This is a genomic window from Actinoplanes aureus (assembly GCF_015704865.1).
GTDB lineage: Bacteria > Actinomycetota > Actinomycetes > Mycobacteriales > Micromonosporaceae > Actinoplanes > Actinoplanes aureus.
The window spans coordinates 1-25,998 of sequence record NZ_JADQTO010000002.1 but is presented as its reverse complement, the minus strand read 5'-3'; the positions used below and the strand labels follow the sequence as shown (position 1 = coordinate 25,998).

The 25,998-nt window shown below is 70.0% G+C and carries 28 protein-coding genes and 3 tRNA genes; 17 read left to right on the top strand and 14 right to left on the bottom strand.

The window, feature by feature from the left end:
- Positions 1 to 12: 12 nt before the first annotated feature.
- Both I4J89_RS03025 and I4J89_RS03020 read right to left on the bottom strand, forming a co-directional pair.
- On the bottom strand, positions 13 to 231 hold the full coding sequence (locus I4J89_RS03025) for a DUF3073 domain-containing protein (protein ID WP_196412269.1): 219 nt from the start codon (positions 229 to 231) through the stop codon (positions 13 to 15).
- A 262-nt stretch (positions 232 to 493) separates the two neighbouring features.
- Positions 494 to 1,573, bottom strand: a complete 1,080-nt coding sequence (locus I4J89_RS03020; RefSeq protein WP_196412268.1) for a Glu/Leu/Phe/Val family dehydrogenase — start codon at positions 1,571 to 1,573, stop codon at positions 494 to 496.
- Positions 1,574 to 1,723: 150 nt separating this feature from the next.
- On the opposite strand from I4J89_RS03020, the gene I4J89_RS03015 reads away from it, so the two are divergent.
- Together I4J89_RS03015 and I4J89_RS03010 are read left to right on the top strand one after the other, a co-directional pair.
- Positions 1,724 to 2,563 carry a DUF8083 family protein gene (locus I4J89_RS03015; protein ID WP_196412267.1) on the top strand — a complete coding sequence of 280 codons (840 nt, stop codon included), beginning with the start codon at positions 1,724 to 1,726 and terminating at the stop codon, positions 2,561 to 2,563.
- Positions 2,564 to 2,844: 281 nt separating this feature from the next.
- Positions 2,845 to 3,054, top strand: coding sequence for a BldC family transcriptional regulator (locus I4J89_RS03010; protein ID WP_014687221.1), 210 nt, complete (start codon positions 2,845 to 2,847; stop codon positions 3,052 to 3,054).
- A 131-nt stretch (positions 3,055 to 3,185) separates the two neighbouring features.
- On the opposite strand, the gene I4J89_RS03005 is transcribed toward I4J89_RS03010, so the two are convergent.
- On the bottom strand, positions 3,186 to 3,557 hold the full coding sequence (locus I4J89_RS03005; protein WP_196412266.1) for a PPOX class F420-dependent oxidoreductase: 372 nt from the start codon (positions 3,555 to 3,557) through the stop codon (positions 3,186 to 3,188).
- 19 nt (positions 3,558 to 3,576) lie between these two features.
- Here I4J89_RS03005 and I4J89_RS03000 point away from each other — a divergent pair, with 19 nt between their 5' ends.
- The 4 genes from I4J89_RS03000 to I4J89_RS02985 all read left to right on the top strand — a co-directional run bounded on the left by I4J89_RS03000 (position 3,577) and on the right by I4J89_RS02985 (position 6,840).
- Positions 3,577 to 4,353 carry a class I SAM-dependent methyltransferase gene (locus I4J89_RS03000; RefSeq protein ID WP_196412762.1) on the top strand — a complete coding sequence of 259 codons (777 nt, stop codon included), beginning with the start codon at positions 3,577 to 3,579 and terminating at the stop codon, positions 4,351 to 4,353.
- A complete protein-coding gene (locus I4J89_RS02995) occupies positions 4,350 to 4,919 on the top strand; it encodes an RNA 2'-phosphotransferase (protein ID WP_196412265.1) in 570 nt (189 codons plus the stop codon). The genes I4J89_RS03000 and I4J89_RS02995 overlap by 4 nt, the downstream gene beginning before the upstream one ends.
- A gap of 83 nt (positions 4,920 to 5,002) precedes the next feature.
- Positions 5,003 to 5,584, top strand: a complete 582-nt coding sequence (locus I4J89_RS02990; RefSeq protein WP_196412264.1) for a hypothetical protein — start codon at positions 5,003 to 5,005, stop codon at positions 5,582 to 5,584.
- Entirely contained in the window at positions 5,581 to 6,840 is a 1,260-nt protein-coding gene (locus I4J89_RS02985; protein WP_196412263.1) for a PrsW family intramembrane metalloprotease, read from the top strand. Before I4J89_RS02990 ends, I4J89_RS02985 begins: the two co-directional genes overlap by 4 nt.
- Here I4J89_RS02985 and I4J89_RS02980 read toward each other — a convergent pair whose 3' ends face one another.
- Positions 6,841 to 7,089 carry a hypothetical protein gene (locus I4J89_RS02980; RefSeq protein WP_196412262.1) on the bottom strand — a complete coding sequence of 83 codons (249 nt, stop codon included), beginning with the start codon at positions 7,087 to 7,089 and terminating at the stop codon, positions 6,841 to 6,843. It lies immediately after the preceding gene.
- Positions 7,090 to 7,239: 150 nt separating this feature from the next.
- On the opposite strand from I4J89_RS02980, the gene I4J89_RS02975 reads away from it, so the two are divergent.
- The 3 genes from I4J89_RS02975 to I4J89_RS02965 are packed head-to-tail and all read left to right on the top strand — an operon-like array spanning position 7,240 to position 8,775.
- Positions 7,240 to 7,638, top strand: coding sequence for a PaaI family thioesterase (locus tag I4J89_RS02975; RefSeq protein ID WP_196412761.1), 399 nt, complete (start codon positions 7,240 to 7,242; stop codon positions 7,636 to 7,638).
- 50 nt (positions 7,639 to 7,688) lie between these two features.
- On the top strand, positions 7,689 to 8,078 hold the full coding sequence (locus I4J89_RS02970) for a hypothetical protein (protein WP_196412261.1): 390 nt from the start codon (positions 7,689 to 7,691) through the stop codon (positions 8,076 to 8,078).
- A 46-nt stretch (positions 8,079 to 8,124) separates the two neighbouring features.
- The gene (locus tag I4J89_RS02965; RefSeq protein ID WP_309238164.1) at positions 8,125 to 8,775 is read left to right on the top strand and encodes a DUF2786 domain-containing protein; all 651 of its coding nucleotides are present in this window, start codon (positions 8,125 to 8,127) and stop codon (positions 8,773 to 8,775) included.
- Here the strand turns inward: I4J89_RS02965 and I4J89_RS02960 are convergent.
- Positions 8,762 to 9,070: a hypothetical protein gene (locus I4J89_RS02960; RefSeq protein ID WP_196412259.1), complete on the bottom strand. Its 309-nt coding sequence runs from the start codon at positions 9,068 to 9,070 to the stop codon at positions 8,762 to 8,764. The genes I4J89_RS02965 and I4J89_RS02960 overlap by 14 nt on opposite strands.
- A gap of 165 nt (positions 9,071 to 9,235) precedes the next feature.
- Here I4J89_RS02960 and I4J89_RS02955 point away from each other — a divergent pair, with 165 nt between their 5' ends.
- From I4J89_RS02955 to I4J89_RS02940, 4 genes are all read left to right on the top strand, one after another.
- Positions 9,236 to 9,673 carry a DUF2510 domain-containing protein gene (locus tag I4J89_RS02955; protein WP_196412258.1) on the top strand — a complete coding sequence of 146 codons (438 nt, stop codon included), beginning with the start codon at positions 9,236 to 9,238 and terminating at the stop codon, positions 9,671 to 9,673.
- A 150-nt stretch (positions 9,674 to 9,823) separates the two neighbouring features.
- The gene (locus I4J89_RS02950; RefSeq protein WP_196412257.1) at positions 9,824 to 10,732 is read left to right on the top strand and encodes a calcium-binding protein; all 909 of its coding nucleotides are present in this window, start codon (positions 9,824 to 9,826) and stop codon (positions 10,730 to 10,732) included.
- 164 nt (positions 10,733 to 10,896) lie between these two features.
- A complete protein-coding gene (locus tag I4J89_RS02945; RefSeq protein ID WP_196412256.1) occupies positions 10,897 to 12,018 on the top strand; it encodes a calcium-binding protein in 1,122 nt (373 codons plus the stop codon).
- Positions 12,006 to 13,511, top strand: coding sequence for a calcium-binding protein (locus I4J89_RS02940; RefSeq protein ID WP_196412255.1), 1,506 nt, complete (start codon positions 12,006 to 12,008; stop codon positions 13,509 to 13,511). Before I4J89_RS02945 ends, I4J89_RS02940 begins: the two co-directional genes overlap by 13 nt.
- Here I4J89_RS02940 and I4J89_RS51395 read toward each other — a convergent pair whose 3' ends face one another.
- From I4J89_RS51395 to I4J89_RS02900, 8 genes are all read right to left on the bottom strand, one after another.
- Complete coding sequence (locus I4J89_RS51395) at positions 13,512 to 15,035, bottom strand: SigE family RNA polymerase sigma factor (protein WP_196412254.1); 1,524 nt, start codon at positions 15,033 to 15,035, stop codon at positions 13,512 to 13,514.
- Between the two features lie 255 nt (positions 15,036 to 15,290).
- Positions 15,291 to 15,367, bottom strand: a tRNA-Phe gene (locus tag I4J89_RS02930).
- A gap of 13 nt (positions 15,368 to 15,380) precedes the next feature.
- Positions 15,381 to 15,454 (bottom strand) — tRNA-Asp (locus I4J89_RS02925).
- Positions 15,455 to 15,511: 57 nt separating this feature from the next.
- Positions 15,512 to 15,584: transfer RNA gene (locus I4J89_RS02920), tRNA-Glu, on the bottom strand.
- Between the two features lie 163 nt (positions 15,585 to 15,747).
- Positions 15,748 to 16,653, bottom strand: coding sequence for a MerR family transcriptional regulator (locus I4J89_RS02915; RefSeq protein WP_196412253.1), 906 nt, complete (start codon positions 16,651 to 16,653; stop codon positions 15,748 to 15,750).
- Entirely contained in the window at positions 16,643 to 17,203 is a 561-nt protein-coding gene (gene idi / locus I4J89_RS02910; RefSeq protein ID WP_196412252.1) for an isopentenyl-diphosphate Delta-isomerase, read from the bottom strand. The genes I4J89_RS02915 and idi overlap by 11 nt, the downstream gene beginning before the upstream one ends.
- Entirely contained in the window at positions 17,200 to 18,687 is a 1,488-nt protein-coding gene (gene crtI / locus I4J89_RS02905; RefSeq protein WP_196412251.1) for a phytoene desaturase family protein, read from the bottom strand. The genes idi and crtI overlap by 4 nt, the downstream gene beginning before the upstream one ends.
- A 39-nt stretch (positions 18,688 to 18,726) precedes the next feature.
- The gene (locus tag I4J89_RS02900; RefSeq protein ID WP_196412250.1) at positions 18,727 to 19,839 is read right to left on the bottom strand and encodes a polyprenyl synthetase family protein; all 1,113 of its coding nucleotides are present in this window, start codon (positions 19,837 to 19,839) and stop codon (positions 18,727 to 18,729) included.
- A 69-nt stretch (positions 19,840 to 19,908) separates the two neighbouring features.
- On the opposite strand from I4J89_RS02900, the gene I4J89_RS02895 reads away from it, so the two are divergent.
- From I4J89_RS02895 to I4J89_RS02885, 3 genes are all read left to right on the top strand, one after another.
- Entirely contained in the window at positions 19,909 to 20,796 is an 888-nt protein-coding gene (locus tag I4J89_RS02895) for a phytoene/squalene synthase family protein (protein WP_196412249.1), read from the top strand.
- 1 nt (position 20,797) lies between these two features.
- A complete protein-coding gene (locus I4J89_RS02890; protein ID WP_196412248.1) occupies positions 20,798 to 22,111 on the top strand; it encodes a cryptochrome/photolyase family protein in 1,314 nt (437 codons plus the stop codon).
- Positions 22,112 to 22,239: 128 nt separating this feature from the next.
- Positions 22,240 to 23,601, top strand: coding sequence for a dihydrolipoyl dehydrogenase family protein (locus I4J89_RS02885; RefSeq protein ID WP_196412247.1), 1,362 nt, complete (start codon positions 22,240 to 22,242; stop codon positions 23,599 to 23,601).
- Here I4J89_RS02885 and I4J89_RS02880 read toward each other — a convergent pair.
- Positions 23,585 to 24,394, bottom strand: coding sequence for an MEDS domain-containing protein (locus I4J89_RS02880; protein WP_196412246.1), 810 nt, complete (start codon positions 24,392 to 24,394; stop codon positions 23,585 to 23,587). The genes I4J89_RS02885 and I4J89_RS02880 overlap by 17 nt on opposite strands.
- 289 nt (positions 24,395 to 24,683) lie before the next feature.
- Here I4J89_RS02880 and I4J89_RS02875 point away from each other — a divergent pair, with 289 nt between their 5' ends.
- Entirely contained in the window at positions 24,684 to 25,553 is an 870-nt protein-coding gene (locus I4J89_RS02875; RefSeq protein WP_196412245.1) for a Rieske (2Fe-2S) protein, read from the top strand.
- Positions 25,554 to 25,998: the final 445 nt, after the last annotated feature.

Genomic DNA, 25,998 nt, shown 5'->3' with positions numbered 1-25,998 from the left:
GTGCGATACGGGTCAGAGCCGCCTTGGCGGCGACCAGGAATCCTGGTCGTCCTCAGCGTCGTCGTCCTCGTCATCGTCGACGAACTCATCGTTGTCGTCGTCGAAGTGACGGTCGGACTTACCGGCACCCGCCAGTTCGCGCTGCAAGGCGGTGAGGTCGGTGTTCGGGGAGTGATACTTCAACTCCCGGGCCACCTTCGTCTGCTTGGCCTTAGCACGGCCGCGCCCCATGGCTCGACCCCCTCGCACAGAATTCGGGGCAGCCCGAAGGCGGGCCCCGATGACGTCAGGCATCTCTCGTGGGTCTTACGGTACATGGACGAGGGCGCGTTCGGCACCTCGGGTTGCGTGTGACACTGCCGCGCGTCGCACTTCATTCATTCCAGCGCCGCGCGGCAGCCACCGAGGCTTGTTCGCGACCCCCGCTGAGCGGCCGATCGGGCCAGTCACCCGCGTGGTCTCCACCGTCGCGAACAAGCCCCGCACAACCGGTTCAGCCGAGGTAGATCGAGCGAAGGCGGCCGACCTCCGCCATGCGTCGCTCGGCCAGCCGGTCGGCCGCGACGGCGGGCGGCACACCCTCGTCGCCGGCGAGCTGAAGGATCCGCCGGGTGGTGTCGAAGATGCCGGTCGCCCGCAGCTTTGCCCGCTCGAAGTCGAAGCCCTGGATCTCGTCGGCCACCTGGATGACGCCGCCGGCGTTCAGCAGGTAGTCGGGGATGTAGAGGATGCCCTCGTCCTCGAGCATCTTGCCGATGCCGGGGTGGGCCAGCTGGTTGTTGGCGCCGCCGGCGACCACCTTGGCGCGCAGCACCGGCACGGTGTCGTCGTTCAGGGCACCGCCGAGCGCGCACGGCGCGTACACGTCGATGTCCGAGGCGATCAGCGTCTGGGTGTCCGCCACGATCTGGATCTCCGGGTGAGTGGTCCGGGCCCACTCCAGGGCCAGCGGGTTCACGTCGGTTGCCACCACGGTGGCGCCGTCGCCGATCAGGTGGCCGGCCAGATATTTGCCGACCTTGCCCAGGCCGGCGATGCCGACGGTACGGCCACTGAGCGACGGGCTGCCCCAGGTGTGCTCGGCGGCGGCGCGCATGCCCTGGAAGACGCCCCAGGCGGTGAGGACCGAGGAGTCACCGGCGCCGCCGTTCTGCACGCTGCGGCCGGTCACGTACCGGGTCTCGCGGGACACCACGTCCATGTCCGGCACGTAGGTGCCGACATCACAGGCGGTGTAGTAGCGGCCGCGCAGCGACTCGACGAAGCGCCCGTACGCCCGCAGCAGCGCCTCACTCTTGTCCCGGACCGGGTCGCCCCAGATCACCGCCTTGCCGCCGCCCAGATCCAAACCGGCCAGGGAGTTCTTGTAGGCCATCCCGCGGGACAGTTTCAGCACATCGGCGAGCGCGGCCTCTTCGCTCTCGTACGGGTAGAAGCGGGTACCACCCAGCGCTGGTCCGAGCGCCGTCGAGTAGATACCGATGATCGCCTTCAGACCGGAAGTCCGGTCCTGGCAGAAGACGACCTGTTCGTGCCCGGTGGCTTCACTGCCGTCGGTGTCGAACACACCCATCTCTTGTTCTCCTGATCTGACTCGGCCTTCGTGGGGCCACGATGCCCGGCGGGGTGAGCCGGACAACTGCGAGCGTAGTCGCGGCGATGCCGGGGCGATTACGTCCGCGCGGGAAGTTCCACCCGGCCGATTTCGTGAAAGGATCGCGCCGTGCCGTCACTGTTCGCGTCGTACCTACGGGTTTACGAACCGCTGACCGCCTTCGACCGGGACCGGCAAACCTTCTGGCGCCAGTACGCGCGCGAAGGCCGTGATCTCGGGCCGATCGAGGGTCCCGTCCGGCAGCGCACCGCCGTCCTCGAGGCGCTCGGCGCGGGCTGGACCCGCCTGCCCGATCTGCCGGACGAGGCGTACGTGCTGGAGTGGGACAACTCCATTCTGGTGTGTCCGTGGAACCTGCGCCTGCGGGTTGCCGAAGCCGCTCTGAACGCACGGGACGGTGTGCCCGCGGTGCTCGCCGACGCCTTCGTACCGCCGGTCCTGGCCGGTCAGGCCAAGGCCGTGGTGGAGGACTGGCGCAGCGGCGCCAAGGTCCTGGAGCAGGGCGTGCCGCGGGTGCACGAGCAGATCGCCACCTGGGGCGTGCCGCTGCGGTGGTTCGCCTTCGTCGATCTCGAGGAGCGGGAAATCTCGCTGTCGGGCCGGCGGCGCACGCTGCGCTATCGCACCGAGATCTCCAAGGCCCGCCGCCGGGCGCACCGGGCGGTCTCGGTGCTGCGCAAGGCGCTGGGCGACGCCCCGATCACCGAGGCGGTCGAGGAGGGCACTCGCTGGTTGGAGGAGTTCCATCCGCGTTCGGTGGTGGAGCTGGACTACGGCGGCCTCGTCAACCTCCTCCCGGAGGACAGCCTTGCGGAGGACGATTCCCCCGGACTGGTGGCAGCCGGACTTTCGGCACTTTCTCGCGGTGACGCTGAGTCAGCCAGTGAGGCGTACGAGAAGCTGGTCGCGCGATGGCGTCTGGTCCAGCTTCTGGAGCGATGCAACTGACCTGCGGAAATAGGACAGACGGGCGGATATCCCAACGACGGAGAGCGCTCCCGAAGCGAACACTCTTCGTAATCACCGTCTGGCGAACCGTGATAATCGGACTAAACGAGACACTATCTGGCGTAGAAAACACGCAAAAATCGGGCATGCTTCATCCATCTATCTGGGGACGTTCGTCCGTTCGGCCCATGTCGGACATCGGGGACTAGCCGGACCATGAGAGACGCACCGGCCGGCGGGACCCCGGCCGATGTTTTTAGGCACCTGTGGAGGAGTGACCGATGGCATCGCGTACGCACGATCCTGAGCCGCTACTAACGCCGGCCGAGGTGGCGTCGATGTTCCGAGTCGACCCGAAGACCGTTACTCGGTGGGCAAAGGCGGGCAAGCTCAGCGCAATTCGCACGTTGGGTGGCCACCGTCGCTACCGGGAGTCGGAGGTTCGTGCCCTGCTGCAGGGCCAGATCCCGACGCAGCGTCAGGGCGACTGAGCAAGTCGACTGAAATCGTTGCAAGGGGCGAGCGCTGGGGAAGGCGATCGCCCCTTCTTCGTTCTTGAACAACCCCCAGTCCGGCGCCGGCTGATCCCGGCGCCGGCTGCTTTTTCCGGGTACGCCGAAAGTCAGTCGACCAGCACGGCGACCGTTCCGTCGATTCCCCGGCGGAGTCGGCTCCCCAGCATGGTCAGGCGGCCGACCAGGCCGTACTTCCTCTTGATGCTCTCGCCGATGCGCAGCCGGTCGGCGTGATCGCCGATCCGGGCGGTGGCCTCCATCGGCTCGCCGGCCGGATTGCCGCGGAAGTCGCACGCGGTCACGGTGACCCGGCCGCTGTTGCGGATACGCTTGAGTTTGCCGCTGCCGGCCACCGTCCAGAAGCCCAGGCCGGCGCCGTCCGGGACGACCCAGAGCGGGGTCGGCACCGCCCGTCCGTCCCGGCGAAACGTGGTGAGCAGGACGTACTTCTCCGACCCGAGTTGCTCCAGTGCGGCCATGTCCTCAAGAGTAGTGACCATGGACCCACCGGTGATCGGCGACGCCTTCGGCGAGATGATCCGGGATGCGTACGCGGTGCGCACCGGGATCGGGCCGAGGCCGCTGGCCGGTGGACGGCTGCCCCGGCCGGTCATCGAGGTGATCGAGCGGGACGACGGCCTCATCAACGGCGCACCCGCCGATCATTACCTGGACGAACCGGACGCCTGGCAGCCGTACGACCACCGCGCCCTGCGCCTGTGCCGTGGCCGGGTGCTCGACGTCGGGGTCGGCGCCGGTCGGTCGGCGCTCGAGTTGCAGCGCCGGGGCTTCGCGGTGACCGGTCTGGACACCTCGCTCGGCGCGATCGAGGTGGCCCGCAAGCGGGGCCTGCACGACACCGTGCTGAACACGGTCGACGAGTTCTCCCGGGCCAGCGTCCGGTACGACACCTTCCTGCTGCTCGGCAACAACCTCGGCCTGCTGGAGGGCCCGGAGCGGGCGCCGGTCTTCCTGGCCGCCCTGGCACGGCTGGCCAGTCCGGGGGCCCGGATCGTGGCGCAGGGCACTGATCCGTACGGGACGCGGGACTCGCTGCACGTGGCGTACCACCGGCGGAACATCGAGCGTGGCCGGCTCGGCGGCCAGTTGCGGCTGCGGCTGCGTTACCGCGAGCTCGCCACCGAGTGGTTCGACTACCTGAACTGCTCCGCGACCGAGCTGGAAGACCTGCTGGTGGGCACCGCGTGGCGATTGAAATCGATCGACGACCGGGATCGGCCGTACTACCTTGCGGTCATGGAGTTGGCCGGATGACGCCGCCGCTCACCCGTGACCAGGTGCGGCTCAGCAAGCGGCTCTCCCTGGTGCTGCGGCACCGGCCAGAAACCGCAGGCCTGACGCTCGACGCGAACGGCTGGGTGCCGGTCCCGGTGCTGCTCGCCGCTCTGAGTATCACCCGGGCCGAGCTGGACGTCGTGGTGGCGGGCAACGACAAGTCGCGGTTCGCGGTCTCGCCCGGCCCGGACGGCGTGGACCGGATCCGCGCGAGCCAGGGCCACTCCCGCCGGGTCGCGGTCGACCTGGAACTGCCGCCGGCCGTGCCGCCAGCCGAGTTGTTCCACGGCACGCCCCGGACGAACCTGGATTCGATCCTCCGGGAGGGGCTCCGCCCGCGCAGCCGGCACCACGTGCACCTCTCGATCGACGTGCCGACCGCGATCACAGTCGGTCGCCGGCGCGCGGCGGATGTCGTCGTACTCAGCGTGGCGGCGGGTGTGATGGCCGGTGCGGGACACGTCTTCCACCGCAGCGACAACGGGGTATGGCTTACCGCTGTCGTGCCGTCACAGCATCTATCGGTAAAACGGACAAATGCGTAATGTGCCAGGTTGATCGACCATCCACAGTGGTCAGCGACCAGGTTCTCCGGACATCAGCTCGGAACCGCCGTTAACTTGGACGGATGGGGAGGGTTACGCGGAGTCAGGGCACCGATCTCCCCGGCACCATCGGGCTGCCCCTCGCCCTCGTTCTGGTCCTGATCCTCGCCGGTCTCGCCTTCGGGCTGCCGCGCCTGGACCGGGCCGTCCCGGCCGAGCGTCCGGTCGCCGCCGGTGAGCCGTACGAGGTGGGTGCGGGCGTCACCATAGTTCCGCCGCCGCGCGCCACCCTCGATCTCACCGGCACCCGGCCCGGTCAGGAGCAGGGTTCGGCGCTGTTCCGGCTCGGCCCGGTGCAGTACGCGATCGCCGTCCAGCCGTTCGACGGCGACCTGACCGCCGCAGCGGTACGCCTGCGCCAGCGCATCACCGGCAGATCCGGCTACCAGGTCACCGGCACCCAGCTCGCCGTTTCGACCGCGAGCGGGCTGGCCGGCATCCAGGGCGGATACACCGCCGGCGACCGCGGCGGCCGGTACGCGGTCTTCGTCGCGCACGGGTTCACCATCGAGGTCACGGTCACCGGTGCCGACCTCGACCTCGGGCGGACCCTGCCGGCCATCGACGCGAGCATTCGTACCCTGCGGTTCGAGGGCCGCCGATGAGCTCGCCGGTCCGTCCGGGCGCTGTCCGGGCGGCCGCGCTCACCCGTCAGCCCGCCTTCTGGGTGGTGGCCACGCTGCTGGCCGCCGGTGCGGTACGGATCTCGCAGATCACCGGCCGGTTCCTCGACGTGTACCCGGTGGCGACGGTCACCGCGATCCTGCTTTTCGCGCTGCTCGCCGTACCGTTCTGGCTCTTCGTCTCCGAGCTCGACTTCCTCGAGCGCGAGCCGCCCAGCCTGCGGGTCCTGGCCTTCGCCTGGGGCGGCCTGGTGGCCACGACCGTGTCGATCCCGGGCAGCACCGCTTTGGAGAACCTGATCGCCAAGCTGGGCTCGCCGGGCCTCGCGGCGAACTGGGGTTCCGCCCTGGCCGGTCCCACGGTCGAGGAGATCGCCAAGACGCTCGGCGTGGTCGCCATCGTGCTGATCGCCCGGGCGCAGGTGAACAGCGTGCTCGACGGGGTCGTCTACGGCGCCCTGGTCGGGCTCGGTTTCCAGATCGTCGAGGACGTGGTGTTCGCGATCGGGGCGGTCGCGATGGCCGGGCAGGGCGACCAGGTGCAGCCGGTGGTCACCACGTTCCTGGTACGCGGGTTCCTGGCCGGCATCTGGAGTCACACCCTCTTCGGCGCGCTGGCCGGCGCGGGCATCGGCTACCTCGTGGTGAAGCTGGATCGCACCCGCGGGCACCGGTTCGCGATGGCCGGGCTCGCCCTGATCGGGGCCTGGGCCTCGCACGTGCTGTGGAACTCGCCGCTCTTCCGGGACGGACTGGGCGACGGTGCGCTGGCCCTGCTCGCGGTGCTGGTCTTCAAGGGCCTGCCGCCGCTGCTGCTCATCCTCTTCCTGGTCCGGCGTGCCCACGACCAGGAGGCGGCCTACTACGTGGCCAAGCTCGCGACGCTGCGCGACCCCGAGCTGATCACGGCGGCTGAGTTGCGGGTGCTCGGTTCCGGGTCGCGGCGGGCGGCGGCCCGCCGGCATGCCGCGGCGCACGTGGGCCGCCGCGGCCGCACGGCGGTACGACGTCTGCAGCGCGCCCAGGCCCGGCTGGCCGTCGAGCTGAGCCGGGCCTCGGCTTCCACGAGCGCACCCTGTGCCGAGGTACGCGAACACCGGGCCGCCCTCGTCGAGCTGGGACACCCGGAGGCCGTGGAGGGCACGCGTTCGTGGCGGCACACCGCTTCCACGGTCGGCACCACCGCCGTGGCGATCGCCGTGCTCTGGGTCGCGCTGTCCGCCCTGGGCGGCGGCTGATCAGGCGCGCGGCGGCAGCCCGCCGTCACCGTCGACGACCACGTCCGGGGTGCCGTCCTCGTTCAGATCCACCATGGTGATGTCGACCTTCCCGTCGCCGTCGGTGTCGAACTGGTAAAGGTCCGGTTTGCCGTCGCCGTCGGTGTCCGAGACCCAGACATCGGTCCGGCCGTCACCGTTCGCGTCCTTGGTAACCAGGTCGACGCGGTGTTCCCCGCGGGTCTCGATGATCTCCTGCGGCTCGCTCACGACGCTCCTCCTCCAGCCGGTCGGTCCGGCACGATCGCCCGTCAGTACCCGGATGATCGCCTGATCAGTCAACCCGGCTGTGACGGTTGTCGCTGGTCCGGCTCGGAAGCGCCGGTAACGTACGCCGACGTGGATATCGCGGAAGACGGCATGCAGCACCTGTTCACCAGCAACGGGGGCGGCGCGCTTGCCGAACGGATGGGCATCGAGATCACCGAGGCCTCCGCTGAGCGCGTGGTCGGGACGATGCCGGTCGAAGGCAACACCCAGCCGTACGGGCTGTTGCACGGCGGGGCCTCCTGCGTGCTCGCCGAGACGCTCGGCTCGGTCGGCGCGGTGCTGCACGGGCAAACCGTGGACCGGCCGTTCGCGGTCGGCGTCGACATCAACGCGACCCACCACCGGGCGGCCCGTTCCGGGCTGGTGACCGGCACCGCTCTCCCGGTGCACCGGGGCCGGGCGGTGGCGACGTACGAGGTGGTCATCACGGACGAGGCCGGCGAGCGGGTCTGCACGGCTCGCATCACGTGTCTGCTCCGTGGTGCCTGAATTACCTCGTCGACGAGCATTCCTTGACGGTTGCACGTACCTTTTCTTGCGTGACCGAAGTACCACAGGACGCGTTCGAGGACGCCGCGCAGATCCTGCGATGCGCGCTCACCGGCGACAGCGCGGCCGTCGCTGACACCTTCGACGCGGTCGTCGATCGAGACGGCGTCGTCGGGGCGTGGGACGTGGCCTGGTGCCTCGCGGCGACCATGGTCGGTCAGGTGCCGCCGGGCGGCGCCTGGACCCTGGAATTCCCCGGGATCGACGACGCGCGGTATGACAAGCGCTGGGTTGCCCGGTTCGTCAGCGCCTACGTCAACGGGGACTTCCCCACCGGCGAAGCGCTCTTCGGTGCCGCGATCGCGGACGGGCGACTGCCTGACTGTCTGCTGGCGCTCGCCGGATCCACGGTCGCCACCCTGCGTCATCGGGCTGCGTGAGCGGGCTTTACGCGTACCCCTCATGTCTGATGCCTTGCTTGCTCGCGTGCGCAAGTTGCTCGCCATGGCCGAGGATCCGGCCTGTACCCCCGACGAGGCCGAGGCTTTCACCGAGAAGGCCGCCGACCTGATCGCGAAGTACGGCGTCGACCAGGCGATGCTCGCGGTCGCCGATCCGGCGGCCGACCCGATCGGAGATCGGGTCCTCACCATCGACCCGCCGTACGCGCGGGACAAGGCCGGGCTGCTCGCGGCGGTGGCCGCGCCGCTGCGCTGCCGCGTGGTGCACCTGGACCGGCGGAGTCTGGCGCGCAGCCATCTCTTCGGGCACGCGGCCGACCTGGAACGGGTCGAGCTGCTCTTCACGTCGTTGCTGGTTCAGGCGGCGCACGGCCTGGCCGCCAGCGCGGTGCCGTGGGGTGAGCACCCGGCCGCCTACCGGCGTTCCTGGCTGGTCGGCTACAGCCAGGCGATCAGCGCCCGGCTCTGGGCCGCCGAGCGGTCGGCGGCCGCGGAGACGCCCGGCGCCGAGCTGGTGCTGGTCGACCGCACCGATCTGGTCGAGCGGCGGCGCGACGACGCGTATCCGCAGTTGGCCAAGCTGCCGCCGCGGCGGTTGCAGGGCAGTGGCCGATCACGTGGTTACCGGGCCGGGCAGAACGCCCATCTCGGCGGCGGCGCGGTCACTTCATCTTGAGGTAGAGCGCCTTCGCGTACTGCGCGGCGGCGGCGTTGTTGTACATCGACGCCTGCGACATGAAGAAGTCGTTGTCGGCGATCGAGCGGGACGCCTGCGAGGTGCCCGCCCAGCGGATGTCCGCCTCCGCTTCGGACAGTCCGCGCGACTTGAACTGCCGCCGCATCGCCATCCGGCCGCCGCGGAACGCCTCGGCAGCCTCCTCCGCGTACTTCATACAGGTCATGGCCTTCTCGCTCAGCGCCTCCGCCAGGGTGAAGGCCGCCTGCTCGGCCTCGTTCATGAAGGTGTGCACGACGTCGTCTCCTCGCCACGCTCTGCTGATCGATCCCGATAACACTCTGATTGACGGGGCGGCGGCCTTCAAGAGGCGCCGAGCCGGCCCGGCGTAATCCCTAAACCCGGGTACGCACCGCCCGATCAGCTCCGGACCGTCCCGCCGAGTGCCCGGAGTACGACGATGAGTGACACGACCGCTACCGCCGTGCCCGCGGGTTGGTACGCCGACCCGGCCGGCGCGCCGCAACAGCGGTGGTGGGACGGTTTCCGGTGGACGGACCACGTCCAGCCGGCACCCTTCGTGATGTCACTTCGGCCACCGGCGGTGACGTCCCGGCGGTTCCGGTGGGGGCTCGGTGAGGCGGGTGCCGACCTGGCGGAGGGCAGAAACTCACCGGCTCTGCACGCCCTGATCGTGGGCATCGCCGGGCTGGTCCTCAGCTCGCTGCTGTTGCCCTCGGCGATCGCCTTGATCTGGGGTGTCATCGGCCTGCGCCGAGCCGAGGGCTGGGCGCGGTCGGGGCGTCCGCCGACGGGCCGGGTGCAGGCGGTCGGCGGCATCGTACTGGGCGCTGCCGGTCTTCTCTTCGGAATTCTCCTGTCGTTCATATCGCCTTGATCTCGACGGCCGCCTATGTGTAGTCTTCCCGGGCAACGCGTCGATACGGTGCCGTTCTGAGAGTGCCGGTTCGAGATATCACCGGCCAGCGGGCTTGCATGCCGCGCCTAGGCTCCACAGTCGATCACCGAACGCCAACGGGGGAATCGCATGTTCCTGTTCAATCGCAAGACCCTGGCTCTGCTCGGCGCCACCGCCGCGGCAGTCGCCTCCACCGCCGTGATGGCTTCGCCGGCCCAGGCGGCCAGTGCGGGCCTGACCCGCGTCGTCGGGTCCTCCACGGTGGAGTTCCGTGCCCTGATGGGCAAGGCCAACGGCCTGACCATCACCATCAAGGGCCGCACGGTCACCCTGACCGACAAGGTCGCGATCAAGGCCGGCAAGGGCTGCAAGTCGGTCAGCCGGACCAAGGTCAAGTGCACCACGAAGAAGAAGACCAAGAAGATCACCGCCGCGCTCGGCGACAAGAACGACTGGGTCAAGAACAAGACCGGGGTCTACCTGCTGGCCGGCGGCGGCTCGGGCAAGGACCGGCTCTACGGCGGCTCGGGTGCCGACCAGCTCCAGGGCGGCAGCGGTGCCGACTACCTGTACGGCCTCGGCGGTGCCGACACCATCTTCGGTGAGTCCGGTGCGGACTACATCAGCTCCAGTGCCGGCAACGACCTCGTCGAGGGCGGCACCGGCCACGACGTCATCAACACCGGCGCGGGTGACGACGCCGTCGCCGGCGAGGCGGGGAACGACAAGATCTCCCTCAGCTCCGGCAGCGACGCCGCCCTCGGTGGCTCGGGCAACGACACCATCTACGGCGAGGCCGGCGACGACTTCCTCGTGGGTGAGAGCGTCGACACGGTGACGAACGAGCCGATCGGCAACGCGAGCGCCCGCGACAAGGTCAACGGCGGCGCCAACCGGGACTTCTGCCACGTGTTCGCGGGCGGCAGCCTCTCCGGCTGCGAGATCGTCGACGGCGCCAGCGCGGCTGCTGCGGCGGGCACGGCCACCGGGTTCGACGCTGCGGAGATCGAGCGGCGCCTGGCGGTCCTGCGCCGCTGATCGGCAACGCATGTAGTGAAAGCCGACCGGCGAATTCGCCGGTCGGCTTTTTTCTGTTCCGGGGAAACTTCTCGATGCCTGGGGCGGCGGGTCGGAACGGTATCGTTCTATGATCTTGTGGTCGCGCGATCATTCCGGTCGCCGGTTTCCGGGGAAGGATCTCGATGGCCCGCTCCGCATGGCCCTCCCGTGTCGGCCTGACTCTGCTCGCCACCGTCTCGGTCGGAGCGCTCGCCGCGCCCGTGCAGGCGGCCTCCACCGGCGTCGCCTCGGTCAGTGGCACCAAAGTGCAGTACAAGGCCGCCTCCGGCAAGCAGAACAAGGTCGTCGTCAGCCGCTCCGGCAACACGATCACGATCGACGACCAGGTCGCGGTCCGGGCGGGCAAGGGTTGCAAGGCGGTCAAGGGTGACAAGACGCTGGTCCGGTGCACGCCGGCGAAGGCGCCGACCCGGGTGCTGGTCTACACGTACGACCGGGCCGACAAGATCGATAACGGCACGGACGTACGGATGACCGCCGACGGTGGCACCGGCGGCGACCGCATTCTCGGCGGTGCCCGCGGTGACCGGATCAAGGGCGGCACCGGGACGGACCGGATCTACGGCCGCGCCGGAAACGACTACATCGACGCCGGCAGTGGCAACGACTATGTCAACAGCAGCGACGGCAACGACACGCTGCACGGTTCGACCGGCAACGACATGCTGTACGCCGGCTCCGGCGACGACGTCCTGTTCGGCGAGTCCGGCAACGACAAGCTCCACGGCGAGTCCGGGATGGACATCCTGATGGGCTACCAGGGACGTGACCATCTCGACGGCGGAGCCGACGCGGACACCCTCCACGGCGACGAGTCCGCCGACCAGATCTCGGCTGACGTCCTGCTCGGCGGAGTCGGCGTGGACACGGTCGAGTACAGCAGCTACCTGAAGGCGGTGCGGGTCGACCTGGACGGCGTCGCCGACGACGGCCGGCCCGGAGAGAAGGACCTCGTCGGCGCCGACGTCGAGCGGATCGAGGGCGGCAGCGGCAACGACACGCTGACCGGGAACGGTGCCGCCAACTACATCCGCGGCTGGCTGGGCAACGACACCATCCGCGGCGGAGGCGGCAACGACGAGCTCGACGGTCACTCGGACCGCGACCAGGTGTACGGCGAGGCCGGCGACGACGTCCTGTACGGCTTCGACGAGCCGGCCGCCGCCGACCGCCTCGACGGCGGCGCCAACAGCGACACCTGTTCCCGGGGCAAGGGCGACACCGCGGTCCGGTGCGAGCGCTGATGACCAAGGCGTACGGCCGGGCCGGCCTCACTCTGCTCACCACCGTCGCCGTCACCTGCGCCATGGCCACCCCGGCGCAGGCCGCCTCCACCGGTGTCGGGTCGGTGAGCGGCACCAAGGTGCAGTACAAGGCCGCGACCGGCAAGCAGAACAAGGTCGTCGTCACCCGCTCCGGACGAACGATCACGATCGACGACCAGGTCGCGGTCAAGGCCGGCAAAGGCTGCAAGGCGGTCAAGGGCGACAAGACCAAGGTCCGCTGCACCACCAGGACGGCACCCACCCGGGTGTCGGTGTACCTCGGCTCCCGGAACGACTCGGTGACCAACCGGACCGACCTGCCGATGACCGCCAACGGCGGTACCGGCAGTGACCGCCTCACCGGCGGTGTGCGCGGCGACCGCCTGCGCGGCGAAAGCGGCAACGACCGGGTCTGGGGCGGCGGCGGCAACGACAGCCTCTACGGCGACGCCGGTGCCGACTATCTGTACGGCAACGCCGGCCGGGACTACGTCTCCGGCGGAGAGTCGGCCGACCGTCTGTACGGCGGCAACGACGACGACAACCTCCAGGGCGGCGACGGCAACGATCGGCTCTACGGCGAGGCGGGCCACGACCACCTCTTCGGTCAGCACGGCAACGACAAGGTGTACGGCGGCGCGGGCGACGACCGGATCGAGGAAGGCATCGACCCGATGCGGGGCTCGTCCGACTCCGACCTGCTCAGCGGGGGCGGCGGCCAGGACTTCGTCAACTACGACGGGCGTACCAGGTCGATCAGCGCCGACATCGACGGCGTCACCGGCGACGACGGAGCCAAGGGCGAGGGTGACACCATCGCCACGGACGTCGAAGGCCTCACCGGCGGTAGCGGCAACGACCGTCTCGCCGGCACGGCCGGCCCGGACAATCTGGTCGGTAATCAGGGCAACGACACGCTGCTCGGCGGGAGCGGAAACGACTCGCTCGGCGGCGGCATGGGCGCGGACCGGCTCGAGGGCGGCGCCGGCGACGATTATCTCGCCGGCGACTACGACTCGGCCGGCGCGGTCGCGGACGTCCTCCTCGGTGGTGCGGGCCGGGACGTGGTCGACTACTTCGGCTACACCAAGCCGCTGACCGTCGACCTGGACGGCGCGGCCGGTGACGACGGGCAGGCCGGCGAACGCGACACGGTCGGCGCGGACGTCGAAGACATCACCGGCGGCTACGGCGCCGACCGGTTGACCGGCAACGCCGCGGCCAACACGATCACCGGTTACGGCGGCAACGACATCATCCGCGGCGGCGCGGGCAACGACCGCCTTGACGGCGACACCGGCCGCGACACCGTCTACGGCGAAGCCGGCGACGACCTGCTCAGCACCGGCTGGTACGGCGACGGCCTGGACACCCTCGACGGCGGCGCGAACCTCACCGCCACCGGCGACAACTGCCAGACCCGGGACCCCGAGGACGTAGCGGTCAGCTGCGAGTACAACCAACCCTGGTGATCAGCCGATCGGGGGGACCCAGGCGTCCACCTGCTCGCAGGGGATGATCTCGGAGGAGGCGACGAGATCGCGGATCTGCTGCTCGGTCATGCCGGGGCTGGTGAGGAACTCGACCGTACAGCTGCCGACCTGCACCACCAGCTGGTTGCGTTTGCCCTCCGGGTACGAGCCGTACCGGGCACGATGGCCATTGATGTCCGGCACCGGGCTGAGCCGGGAGTAGCGGGTGACGTCCCCGTAGCCGAAGTTGACATCGATCTGTCGCCTGTCGTTCGGCTCGCTGTCCGGAAAGGACAGAGACATTGTGATGTTGATCCGCTCCGGCTGCGTGCTGTGCACGCTCATCCCGTCGAAGTGCAGCCCATCGGGGAGCGTGCCGAACCGGATCGGCGCTTTGACCTTCCAGGGGGCTTCGAACCGGACCGCCTCGGCGATCTTCTGCATCGCGGTCCGGTCGGAGGTGTCCACATCCTCCGGACTCGCCTCCGGGAGAGGATGTGACACGTGGGTGACGTCTATCCGGTCGCCGCCGGCGGTCCGCCAGACCAGTTCCTCCTTGCCTTCGGTGCGGAAGTACCGGGCCGGTAGACCCTGCACCTCCGTCTCCTCGACGGTCTCATGGGAGGACTGTTTCCGATCCGGGCTGCCGGCCGGGTACACCATGACGGTGGCGTCGAACTCCTCGCCGGTCGACGTGGAGAGCGAGACCTCCTGCCATTGGGCACTCCGGCTCACGCCGTACGCACCGAGCACGGCGCCGGCGTCCGGGCTGATGGCCAGGGTCATCTCGGCGCCGGAGCGTGCCCGGTCCGGCACTATCGCGGGCGGCGGCGGAGTGGCGCGCCGCTGGTGCAACACGACGGGTGTGCCCACGGCGACGACGAGGGCCAGCCCGGCGGCCAACGTCACCTTGGTGATCCGGCGCCGACGGCGGATGCGGGCGGCGCGGGTCTGCGCCGCCTGTACGAGACCGGCTCTGTCCGGTGCCGTCGTGGCCCGGTTCTCCAGGGTCCGGCGCAACCCGTCGAGCGTGGTCATTGCAGCGCCCCCCGAGGTCTGGTCGTTGGTGATCTCGATGCGCAGGGCGGCCAGCGCGCGGCTGGCGTACCCCCGAACTGTGCCCGACCGGCACCCCAGCGTCTCGGCGATCTCCTGATCGCTCAGGCCCTCGTAATAGCGGAGCACCAGCACGGCTCGTTGCTGGCGGGGAAGTTCGGCGAGCATGCGCCAGAGCTCGTCACCCTCGCCGGTGGAGGGGCCGGCCGGAGCGGGCCAGTCCTGGTCCGAGGTGAGCGGGACAGTGCGGATCCGTCGTCGGCGGCGTCTGGAGAGGAACTCGTTCGTGACGATGCGCCGCACGTACGCGTACGGTTCCTCTAGTTTTCCGATCTTGTCCCACTTGACGAGAGCGCGGGCCAGTGCCTCCTGGACCACATCTTTCGCCTCTTCCGGGTCACCGCACAGCAGCACGGCGCACCGCAGCAGAGACGGCAGGCGCGCACCGGCGAACTCCTCGAACCGCATCCGGTCGGTCCCCTCTCGATGCCCTCGCTTCTTCTTGATGAATGCCGGCGGACCCCGATGTGTTGTGCGGCGCGGCGATCAACGAGCAATCGGATCGAGACGAAGGCAGCGATCAGTCCGTCAGCGCGAGTCGGAAGGAGCCATCACTTCGACGCGGCTCCCAGCCTGCGGCGAGGCGCCGGGAAGACCCTGGAAAGCAGAACGCCCACCATACGTTTCCGCAGGTGGACGACGCTCAAAGCCCGGCGAGAGGCTTGGTGGCCAGGGGCGGGGTCGAACCGCCGACCTTCCGATTTTCAGTCGGACGCTCGTACCAACTGAGCTACCTGGCCGTGGTTGGTGTTGCGGTCCTGACGGGACTTGAACCCGCGACCTCCGCCTTGACAGGGCGGCGAGCACTCCAACTGCTCCACAGGACCTTGCTATGTAACTGTCTTGCTCCGGCTTGTCAGCGGATCACTCCACCAACTTACCAGTACCCCCAACGGGATTCGAACCCGTGCTACCGCCTTGAAAGGGCGGCGTCCTAGGCCACTAGACGATGAGGGCGCTCCGCCATCATTGCATATCGCCCTGGTTGTGCGATCGGCAGTGCTCTTGGCCTTGGCCCGCCCCGCTTGAGGCCTGCAAAGCATATGTGATCGACCGAGCGGTCTCCAAATCGGTATCCCTCTTTCTTGCCGCGTGTCTCTGACCTGCGGAAACGCCGACCTTATCCGGCGAGAGCGGCGGTGACGGCACGGACTGCGTCGGCGAGGTTGCCGAGCGTGGTCACCTGAGGCGGTAGGTCGGCGGTGGGCCAGCCGGGTCCGGCCGCCGCGATCATCAGGGGTGGGTGGGGTACGCCCAGCAGCCGCTCCAACTGCTTCACATCACCGGTGTCGGGCAGCTGGGACCAGAGCACCACCACAGCCGGCCTCGTCCGGTTCACGGCGTCCAGCAGCGCCCGCTGCGGCACTCGAGCCCCGAACATCCGGGTGGGCACCCCGCTCTCGGCCAGCGCGGCGGCGAGCGCCTCCAGGGGCAGGGTGTGCTGTTCCTCGTCGGCGGCGGCCAGCAGAGCGCGCGGTGCCCGGTCCCGGGGCGGCCGAGGCACCCCGGCGAGGACCTCGGTGATCGTGCGGGAGAGCAGGTGCTCGACCTCGACGAAGCGCTCGGTGGCCTGGTAGCGCTCGCCGATGCCGATCAGCACCGGCATGATCACGAGATTCCAGGCCGGTACGACGCCGCGGCCGGTCACCGCCTCTTCGGCGATGTGGCGCATCGAGGGGCCGTCCAGGCGCATGGCGGCATCGGCCAGGCCGCGAGCCGCCGGATCGGCCCGGCTGCCCAGGGCGATCGTCTGGCCGTCGCCGACCGGGCCGTCAGCGTTCACCGCTTCCGGGGTGGTGGCGGACCGGCGCGCCCACGCGGCGGCTTCCGCGGGGGCGATGCCCTGCGCGGTGAGCCGCTGCATGACCTGGAGGCGGACCATGTCCTCGACGGTGTACCGCCGGTGATGTCCGGGCTCGTGACGGCTGGGGCCGAGCCCGTAGCGCTGATGCCAGGTCCGCAAGGTGGTCACCGCGACGCCGAGACGGCGTGCGGCGGCGCCGGCGCTCAGGCCGTCATTTGCCACCCGGCCGCTCCGGTGAAAGTGACTCCAGCAGACGTTCGGTGACCCCGCCGAGCCAGGGCGCGTACGACTCCGGATCACCCGCCATGCGCTCGGCCAGGTCGGACGGCACCACCCAGAGCAGGCGCGCCACCTCGGCCGGGTCGGGCCGGAATTCGGTGCCTTCCGGGATCCGCCCGACCAGCACGTGGTCGTACTCGTGCTCGACCCGCCCGGTGATCGAATCCTCGGCCTGGTACGTGTACACCCCGACCTCGGTCATCGGCACCGCCGGGACGCCGAGTTCCTCGGTGAGCCGGCGTCCGGCCGCGACCGCGGGGTCCTCGCCCGGCGCGGGGTGCCCGCAGCAGGTGTTGGCCCAGCGCAGCGGGAAGCGGGTTTTCGCCGCGGCCCGCTGCTGGAGCAGGACCCGGCCGGCGCTGTCGATCAGGAAGACCGAGAAGGCCCGGTGCAGTTGCCCTGGTGCCTCGTGCGCGTCCTGCACGGTCGCCGAGCCGAGTGCCGTTCCGAGCTCGTCGACGAGCTCGACCAGATGGGACTCCCGGACCGTCACGCGCTTGTCCGGGAGGTGATCCGGGAGGCGGCCAGCTTGCCGGAGATCAGCACCATCGGTACGCCCACGCCGGGTTGTGTGCCGGACCCGGTGAACACCACGTTGCCCAGCGAGGGGTGCAGGTTCGACGGGCGGAACGGGCCGGTCTGCGCGAAGGTGTGCGCGGCCGCGAACGGTGTGCCCGCGGCCATGCCGTCGTCCGCCCAGTCGGCCGGGGTGATGATCCGTTGCACCTCGACGCCGTCGCGGAAGCCGATGTAGCCGCGGCCCTCCAGTACGCGCAGCAGCTCGTCGGCGTAGCGCCGGTCGAGGCCACCCCGCCAGTTCATCGGTCCGGACTTGAGGTTCGGCGCGGGCGCGAGCACGTAGTACGTCTGCTTTCCCTCGGGTGCGGCGGCCGGGTCGGTGTGCGTCGGGTTCGTGACGAGCAGGGACGGATCGCTCATCAGGAGACCTTTGCGGATCACCTCGTCGAAGGTGCCCTTCCAGGCCGTACCGAAATGGATGTTGTGGTGTGCGATCTTGGAATAGGCCTGGTTGGAGCCGATGTGCAGGACCACGCATGACGGTGAGTAGCGCAGCGGGCGCCGCCGGCGCCGCGGCGGAAGAAGGTCGCGGTATGCGACCGGCAGGTCCGGGTTGAGAACGACCACGTCAGCCGGGATGTGCTCGCCGCCGGCGGTGAGCACGCCGGTCGCGCGGCCGTGCGCGGTGGTCACCCGCTCCACAGTGGTGTCATAGCGGAAAGTGACGCCGTGCTTCTCGGCGGCGCCGGCCAGCGCCCGCGGCACGGCATGCATGCCGCCGGCCGGGGAGTACACCCCGGCAACCGAGTCGAGGTACGCGATGACGGCGTAAATGGCCAGCGCGTCGTGCGGGGCCAGACCGGCATACATGGCCTGGAACGAGAAGATCCGCTGAGTCCGTGGATCCCGGAAGTACTCGCCGATCTTGGGCTGGAGCCGCCGGAATCCGCCCATCCCGAGCAGCTTCAACAGGTTCAGGTTCATCAGGTCGGCCGGGGTGTCCAGATTCCGGCCGATGAAGTGATCCCGCTCCAGCTGCCACAGCTTGCGGGTGAAGTCGACGAACCGCAGGTACCCGTCGGCCTCCCGGGCGCCGCAGACCCGGGCGATCTCGGCCGCCATCCGGGTGGTGTCGGTACGCACGTCCAGAGTGGAACCGTCCGGATAGAACGCCCGGTACGCCGGGTCCAGCGGTTTGAGCTCGAGCCAGTCGCTCAGCTTCTCGCCGACCGCGGCGAGCGGCTCGGCGATCAGCTCCGGCATGGTCAGCACGGTAGGCCCGGTGTCGAACTCGTACCCGCCGATCGAGAGGCGGCCGGCCCGGCCGCCGGGTATCGGCTCGCGTTCGACCACGGTGACCTGGCGTCCGGCCGCGGCGAGATGCAGCGCGCAGGCCAGACCGCCGAGGCCGGCACCGACCACGACGACTCGGTCGGTGGCTCCGGTCACGGTACGCACGTCACGGCTCCAAAGGATTCGGGGGGAGAAGGAGTCTCATCATGCCGGTCGTTGCGTCGCCGCGGTGGCCAGCTCGACCAGAGCGGTACGCACGTCCGAGTGGATCGGGGCATCGGCCAGAGCGGCGACGCCCTCGGCGACCCGTGCCCGGATCATCTCCTCGACCCGCGCCGGCGCGCCCGTCTCGGTGATGAGCCGGGCGCGCCGGGCGATCGGGTTCAGCTCGCCGGAGCCCTCGGCGGGGATGACGGCTCCGGCGAGGTCTGTGGTGAGCTCGGCCCGCTGCTCGGCGGTGGCCAGCTGGTGGGCGAGCATCAGCAGGGTGGTGGGCTTGCCGGTACGCAGGTCGTCGGCCGCCGGTTTGCCGGTGACCGCCGGATCCCCGTAGACGCCGAGCATGTCGTCCCGGAGCTGAAAGGCCTCCCCGACGGCGAGCCCGTACTCCCGGTACGCCTCCTCCAGCCGGGGATCGCCGCCGGCCAGGGCGAGCCCGAATCCGAGCGGCCACTGCACGGTGTAGCTCGCCGTCTTGTGCCGGGCGACGACCAGGGCGCGCTCCACCGACCAGGAGTCGGGGTCGGTCTCACCGAGCACGTCGAGGTACTGCCCGGCGATGGCCTCGATCCGCATCCGGTCGTAGCAGGCGCGGACGTTCAGCAGGGTGGTGGCCGGCAGCGAGGTACGAGCCAGCAACTGATCCGCCCAGACCAGGCAGAGGTCCCCGATCAGGATCGCGGCGGATCCACCGAACTTGGCGCCGTGCTGAGCGGCGAAGAGCCGGTGCGCGGTGGGCCGGCCGCGCCGGGTGTCGGACTCGTCCATCAGGTCGTCGTGGACCAGGGCGAACGTGTGCATGAGTTCGAGCGCGCCGAGAGCGGGTAGAACCACTTCCACCGGCTCGGCGGCGCCGGTCACGCCGCGCCACCCCCAGTACGCGAACGTCGGCCGGAGCCGCTTGCCACCGGCCATGACCAGGTCACGAGCGGTCCGGGCGAATCCGCCCAGAGCCGGGTCGACGGCGTCGAGGGCGGCGATCTGGCAGGCGAGGAAGTCGGCCAGCGTCCCCTCGACGGCATTGATCAGCGCAGGCTGTGAGACCGGCTGGCGGGGGATCGTTTCGAGCCGATTTCCCTCGAGGGTGTGATTGGCCACGCTCAGTACCGTACCCTAACTTCTGGAATTTGCGTCGATTCGTGCGTCGATTTAGCCGAGGGGCCTGGGATGGATACCGATCTGGCAGCCGCTTATGCGCGCTGCCGTGAACTGCATCGACAACACGGGCGGACGTACTACCTGGCGACCCGGTTGCTACCGGGATGGAAGCGTCGGCATGTGCACGCCCTATACGGATTCACCCGATATGCGGACGAAATCGTCGACCGCACCGAGGCTCGGCCGTCCGCCGAACGGGCCGCACTGCTCACCGCGTGGTCCGAGCGGTTCATGGCCGGCCTGCGTGGCGAACAGGTCGACGACGAGCTGCTTCCCGCCGTGCTGCACACCATTGCGGTGTTCGACCTGGACCTCGCCGACTTCGAGAAGTTCCTGCGCAGCATGGCGATGGACATCACGGTCACCGGCTACCAGACCTACGACGACCTGCTGGATTACATGGAGGGCTCGGCCGCGGTGATCGGCACGATGATGCTGCCCATCCTCGGCTCCACCGACCCGGTCGCGGCCCGCGAGCCGGCCCGCCAGCTCGGCATCGCCTTCCAGCTCACCAACTTCATCCGGGACGTGGCCGAGGACCTCCAGCGCGGCCGCATCTACCTGCCGGAGGAACACCTTTCGGAGTACGGGGTGACCCGCCGCATCCTCCAGCGGGGCGTCGCCACCCCCGCGATCAAGGAACTGATCAAGGCGGAGGTGGCGCGGGCCCGCCAGCACTACGCTGCCGCTGCCCCCGGCATCCCGCTGCTCGAGCCGGCCTCCCAGGCCTGCATGCGTACCGCCTTCAAGCTCTACGGCGGCATCCTCACCGAGATCGAGGCGGCCGACTACGACGTCTTCTCCCGGCGCGCAACGGTGCCGAACCAGCGACGGATCGCGGTGGCCGTGCGCAGCCTGCTCACCCGGCCCGGCACCCCGGTCTGGATCGCGGCCTGACATGGGCGTCACCGTCGCTCTGTTCACCCGCGACCTGCGGGTGCACGACAATCCGCTGTTCGCCGGTGCGGACCGGATCGTTCCGCTCTACGTGCTCGACCCGGGACTGGCCGGCCTCTCCGCCAACCGGCTGCGGTTCCTGCACCAAGCCCTGGCCGACCTGCGCGAATCGCTGCGAGGGCTGGGTGGCGACCTGGTGATCCGGCAGGGCGACCCGGTGACGGAGACCATGCGCCTGGCGCGGGAGACCGGCGCGGAGCGGGTCACGGTCGCCGGCGACGTCACCGGCTACGCACGGCGACGCCAGCGCCGCCTGCGCGACGACTGCGAAAGCGAGCGGACCGAGCTGCGGATCACACCCGGCGTGACGGTGGTTCCGCCCGGCGCGGTGCGGCCGGGCGGGGGCGGCGAGTCGTACAAGGTCTTTTCGCCGTACTTCCGGGCCTGGTCAGCGACGGACTGGCGGGCGGGGGTGCCGGCACCGAGCCGGATCACGCTGCCGGATGGTGTCGCGACCGGAAACCTGCCCACGGTCCCGCACGGCGAGTCACCGCATGCCGCCGAGGGCGGCGAAACCATCGGCATGCGCCGGCTGAGTGCCTGGTTGCGCGAGATCGAGGGGTACGCGGACGCGCACAACGATCTTCCTGCCGACGGTACGAGCAGACTCAGCCCGTACCTCCGCTGGGGTTGTGTCTCCCCACTCGCTGTCGCCGAGGCAGCCAGGTCGCGTGGTGCCGAGGCCTTCGTCCGCCAGCTCTGCTGGCGCGATTTCTATTACCAGGTCGTGAACGCGTTCCCGAAGATCTCCACCGAGCCCTACCGGCCGTCCGGGGACACCGGCTGGCGCTACGACGAGGACGCCCGCCGGCACTGGCAGGACGGGATGACCGGGGTGCCGATCGTCGATGCCGGCATGCGCCAGCTCCGTGCCGAGGGCTGGATGCACAACCGGGCCCGGCTGATCACCGCCGCGTTTCTCACCAAGCACCTCGGCCTGGACTGGCGAATCGGTGTGGACTGGTTCTTCCGCTGGCTGCTCGACGGGGACGTGCCGAACAACTCCGGCAACTGGCAGTGGGTCGCCGGCACCGGCAACGACACCCGGCCCTACCGCCGGTTCAACCCGATTCGTCAGGCGCTCCGGTTCGACCCGGAAGGCGTGTACGTTCGTCGCTACGTACCGGAGTTGAAGGGAATCGACGGCGCGGCCGTCCACCAGCCGTGGCGTTTCCCCGAGCCGGTCCGCCGCAGCCTCGACTATCCCGATCCGCTGGAGTCGCACCGGGACGAGGCGGTCTGGCTGCGACCCTGACCTCCGCCCGGTGGTGCCCGGGCGGGTGTGGGTGGGGCCCGTCGGAGGTTGCGTCCGTCAAAACGTTCAACCGGCGGGCCCTGCGCCCCGCGTCCGGTGCGGGTGGCTCGAGTGCTTAGCTGGAGCCCATGGGCGCAGAGCGGCAAGTAGACGTGGTGGTCGTGGGCCTCGGGGTCGGCGGCGAGGAGGTCGCCGGCCGGCTGGCTGCGGCCGGGCTGACCGTGGTCGGTGTCGAGAACACCCTGGTCGGGGGCGAGTGTCCGTACTGGGGGTGCATCCCCACGAAGATCATGGTCCGGGCCGGCACGGCGCTGGCCGAGGCACGGCGGATCCCCGGTCTGGCCGGATCGGCCACAGTGGACCCGGATTGGGCGCCGGTCGCCAAGCGGATCCGGGACGAGGCCACCGACGACTGGAACGACAAGGTCGCGGTGGACCGGTTCACCGGCAAGGGCGGCACCTTCGTTCGCGGCACGGCAACCATCACCGGTCCCGGCCGGGTCCGCGTCGGCGAGCAGGAGTACTCGGCGACGCGCGGCCTGGTCATCGCCACCGGCACCGCGGCCGTGATCCCGCCGATCGACGGTCTCGCCGGCACCCCGTACTGGACCAACCGCGACGCGGTCGAGACACCCACTCTCCCGAGCTCGCTGCTGGTCCTCGGCGGCGGAGCGATCGGCTGCGAGTTCGCCCAGGCCTTCGCCCGCTTCGGGGTCCGGGTCACCGTCATCGAGGGCGCCGACCGGGTGCTCGCCATGGAGGAACCGGAAGCGTCCGAGCTGGCCGGCAAGGTGCTGACCGCCGACGGGGTGAGCCTGCACACCGGGGTGCGTGCGACGAACGTCGGCTACGACCACGGCTTCATCGTCACCCTCTCCGACGGCAGCACCCTCACCGGCGAGAAACTGCTGGTCGCCACCGGGCGTACGGCGCGGCTGCGCGACCTCGGCGTCGACCGGATCGGCCTCGACCCGGCGGCGCGTTTCCTCACCACCGACGAACGCATGCGCGCGGCCGACGGCGTCTGGGGGGTCGGCGACGTCACCGGCAACGGCAACTTCACCCACATGGCGATGTACGAGGCCGACATCGCGGTACGCGACATCCTCGGTCAGGGCGGCCCCGGCGCTGACTACCGGGCCCGTCCCCGGGTCACCTTCCTCGACCCCGAGATCGGTGCGGTCGGCCTGACCGAGCAGCAGGCCCGGGACGCCGGCCTGAACGTACGCGTCGGCCAGGTGCCGCTCTCCGCCACCTCGCGCGGCTTCATCCACGGGCCGGGCAACGAGGGTCTCATCAAGGTCGTCGCCGATCACGACCGCGGTGTGCTGGTCGGCGCCACTACGGCGGGACCGGCGGGCGGCGAGATGATCGGCGCGCTCTCCGTGGCGGTACACGCCGAGGTGCCGGTTTCGACGCTGCTCAGCACCATCTGGGCGTACCCCACCTTCCACCGGGGGATCGGCGACGCCCTCAAAGCTCTCGGCTGAGAACCTTCAGGCTCGGCACCCCGGCCAGCAGCCGCCCGATCGGGGCGGGACAGGTCACGACCATGTGCCGCCCCAGCGGCAGAGCGTTCGCCACCTGGATCAGGCAGGCGGCGGCCCCGGGAGCCAGGTCGGTCACCCGGTTCAGGTTCACATGCACGTCCGGGTCGAGGCGAACCGCCTCGGCCAGGGCGTCGGCCAGCGCCTCCGCTCCGGCGGCGGCGTCCAGTTCACCGCTGACCCGTACGCCCGGCGGCACGTGCTGACGGCAGATCCGCAGTCGGGCGTCCTCGTGATAGACCGTCGCGGCCACCGTCCGCGGATGTACGCGCGCCGCGTACCCCAGGGTCACCGGATCGAAGCTCTCCCGGTCGTACTCGCAGATCGCGGTGAGCCGCCCTGTCGCGAACAGCACGCCCACCTCGTTCTCGAACGCCAGCAACTGCTCGGCGCCCGCCCGGGGACGCATCGCCCAGCACATGTCCGCCGTGATCCGCAGGCCCGCGTCGCCGGCCCGCCCCAGCTCGTCCGCCAGACCGGCCACCATGGCCTTCGCGTCCGGGCCGGCCTGCGGGTCCCAGAGGCGCTCGCGGTGGACGACGGCTTCCGCGCCGTCGAGGCCGTGCCGGCGCAGATCCCGTGCGCCGATCGCCTCGGAGTAACAGACCACCCGCTCGCCGCGGGCCAGGCCGGCACCGATGAAGCCGGCGAGCAGATCCAGCCGCTCATCCGGATCGGAGAAGGTCAGGCAGGCGTGATCTCCCGGCCGTAGCCGATCCACCGAGACGGCGCTCATCGTCGTTCCCTTCCGCGGCTCCGCCGGCCCTCGGCCGGCTCCGCTGCCGGATGCCTACCCGCCGGCGTGCCGGCCCATGGTCGCCATCCGGCTGGCTGTCTTCTGTCGCCGTCTTCTGCCGCCGTCCGCGTGTGGCCTGCTTCCTCGTGTCGCGTCCGCCTTTGACCGGCTGCCTCGTATCGCGTGCGCGTGTGGCCTGCTTCCTCGTGTCGCGTCCGCGTTTGTTTGGCCGGCCGCCCTTGTGTCGCCGTCCGCGTTTGGGTGGCCTTTAGAGGGGAACCGCCTAAGCATGTTGCGGCAGGCACTCTCCCGGCTCGAACAGGCGGAAGCGCTCGACGGCGCCAGCGACCGGATCCAGGCGGCGGTCACCAGCGTGGTCCGGCCACGGACCCTGCGGGATCTCCTGCACGGAACCTGGCTGGGGCACCCACTGCACCCGGTCCTGGTGCAGGTCCCGGTCGGCGCGTTCATCTCCGCGGCGATCCTCGACCTGCTCCCGGAACGACTCGTCCCGGGGAGCCGGAAGGCGGCTACCGCCCTGATCGCCGCCGGCACCGCCGGGGTCGCGCCCGCCGCCATCGCCGGCTGGGTGGACTGGTCCGACATGACCAAAGACCGGCGGAGGGTGGGCCTGGTGCACGCCGCGACCAACGCGGTCGCCGTCACCCTTTACGCAAGCTCGCTGGTGGCCCGGATCCGAGGGCGGCATGCGCAAGGCAGGACGCTGGCCTTCGCCGGTCTGTCGGTCGCGGGAGCAGGTGCCTATCTGGGCGGACATCTCTCGTACGCCCAAGGCGCCGGAATCAGCCACGCCGCTCCCGAGGTATCTCGTGTCCCGGAGGAGTGGACCGAGGTCAGCTCCCTCTCCTCCCTCCCCGAGGGCAAACCAGCCGTACGCCGAGCGGGTGACGTCTCGGTACTGCTCTACCGGCAGGGAGATCGGGTCACCGCGTTGATCGAGCGGTGCTCGCACGAGGGCGGACCGCTCGGTGAGGGTGACGTGGAGAGCAGCGGCTCGGACGCCTGTGTGGTCTGCCCCTGGCACGGCAGCACCTTCCGCCTGACCGACGGTCTGGTCGTGCACGGCCCCGCCGCCAACGATCAGCCGCTCCTCCCCGTACGAGTCCGGGACGGCCACGTCGAGGTACGCCGTCCGTGACGTCCCGATCTGGCGGTTTTCCCAGCGCTGAGCTGGGGAGACGCGGAACACCGGGACCCGGTTTGGAGGGGGCGGAAACCTGCGGGTAATGTTTTGCGAGCCGGCAGGGAAACGGGCGAGCGAGCGGAGCGATCCGCAGCGGCCGTCCTGCCAAATCCTCCGATTCGAGACCACGGCTTCGCTGTGGGCTGGGTTCGGGGGACTTACTCGGCTAGATCGGCACCAACCGGGATCAACCGGTTGACACCGCCAGGAAGGCCTAGTAAAGTTGAACGAGTGCCCCGGAGGGCGGGCCGCGAAAGCGGTTCGGTTTGATGGTGTGCGGTTGTTCTTTGAGAACTCAACAGGGTGCTTGATAAGCCAGTGCCATTTATGGCAATACCCCGGCCCGTCGTTTAGGCGATGGGTTGAGGATTCCTTTGGCAATCTTTGATTGCCGGGACGC

Excerpts from the sequence above, each read along its gene's own strand:
- I4J89_RS02895 (WP_196412249.1), top strand. The coding sequence starts at position 19,909 with ATGGATACCGATCTGGCAGCCGCTTATGCGCGCTGCCGTGAACTGCAT.
- I4J89_RS02990 (WP_196412264.1), top strand. The coding sequence starts at position 5,003 with ATGGGGAGGGTTACGCGGAGTCAGGGCACCGATCTCCCCGGCACCATC.
- I4J89_RS02950 (WP_196412257.1), top strand. The coding sequence starts at position 9,824 with ATGTTCCTGTTCAATCGCAAGACCCTGGCTCTGCTCGGCGCCACCGCC.
- I4J89_RS02995 (WP_196412265.1), top strand. The coding sequence starts at position 4,350 with ATGACGCCGCCGCTCACCCGTGACCAGGTGCGGCTCAGCAAGCGGCTC.
- I4J89_RS03000 (WP_196412762.1), top strand. The coding sequence starts at position 3,577 with ATGGACCCACCGGTGATCGGCGACGCCTTCGGCGAGATGATCCGGGAT.
- I4J89_RS02955 (WP_196412258.1), top strand. The coding sequence starts at position 9,236 with ATGAGTGACACGACCGCTACCGCCGTGCCCGCGGGTTGGTACGCCGAC.
- I4J89_RS02985 (WP_196412263.1), top strand. The coding sequence starts at position 5,581 with ATGAGCTCGCCGGTCCGTCCGGGCGCTGTCCGGGCGGCCGCGCTCACC.
- I4J89_RS03005 (WP_196412266.1), bottom strand. The coding sequence starts at position 3,557 with ATGGCCGCACTGGAGCAACTCGGGTCGGAGAAGTACGTCCTGCTCACC.
- I4J89_RS02975 (WP_196412761.1), top strand. The coding sequence starts at position 7,240 with ATGCAGCACCTGTTCACCAGCAACGGGGGCGGCGCGCTTGCCGAACGG.
- I4J89_RS51395 (WP_196412254.1), bottom strand. The coding sequence starts at position 15,035 with ATGCGGTTCGAGGAGTTCGCCGGTGCGCGCCTGCCGTCTCTGCTGCGG.
- I4J89_RS03010 (WP_014687221.1), top strand. The coding sequence starts at position 2,845 with ATGGCATCGCGTACGCACGATCCTGAGCCGCTACTAACGCCGGCCGAG.
- I4J89_RS02875 (WP_196412245.1), top strand. The coding sequence starts at position 24,684 with ATGTTGCGGCAGGCACTCTCCCGGCTCGAACAGGCGGAAGCGCTCGAC.
- I4J89_RS03020 (WP_196412268.1), bottom strand. The coding sequence starts at position 1,573 with ATGGGTGTGTTCGACACCGACGGCAGTGAAGCCACCGGGCACGAACAG.
- I4J89_RS02945 (WP_196412256.1), top strand. The coding sequence starts at position 10,897 with ATGGCCCGCTCCGCATGGCCCTCCCGTGTCGGCCTGACTCTGCTCGCC.
- I4J89_RS02885 (WP_196412247.1), top strand. The coding sequence starts at position 22,240 with ATGGGCGCAGAGCGGCAAGTAGACGTGGTGGTCGTGGGCCTCGGGGTC.
- I4J89_RS02880 (WP_196412246.1), bottom strand. The coding sequence starts at position 24,394 with ATGAGCGCCGTCTCGGTGGATCGGCTACGGCCGGGAGATCACGCCTGC.
- I4J89_RS03025 (WP_196412269.1), bottom strand. The coding sequence starts at position 231 with ATGGGGCGCGGCCGTGCTAAGGCCAAGCAGACGAAGGTGGCCCGGGAG.
- I4J89_RS02890 (WP_196412248.1), top strand. The coding sequence starts at position 20,798 with ATGGGCGTCACCGTCGCTCTGTTCACCCGCGACCTGCGGGTGCACGAC.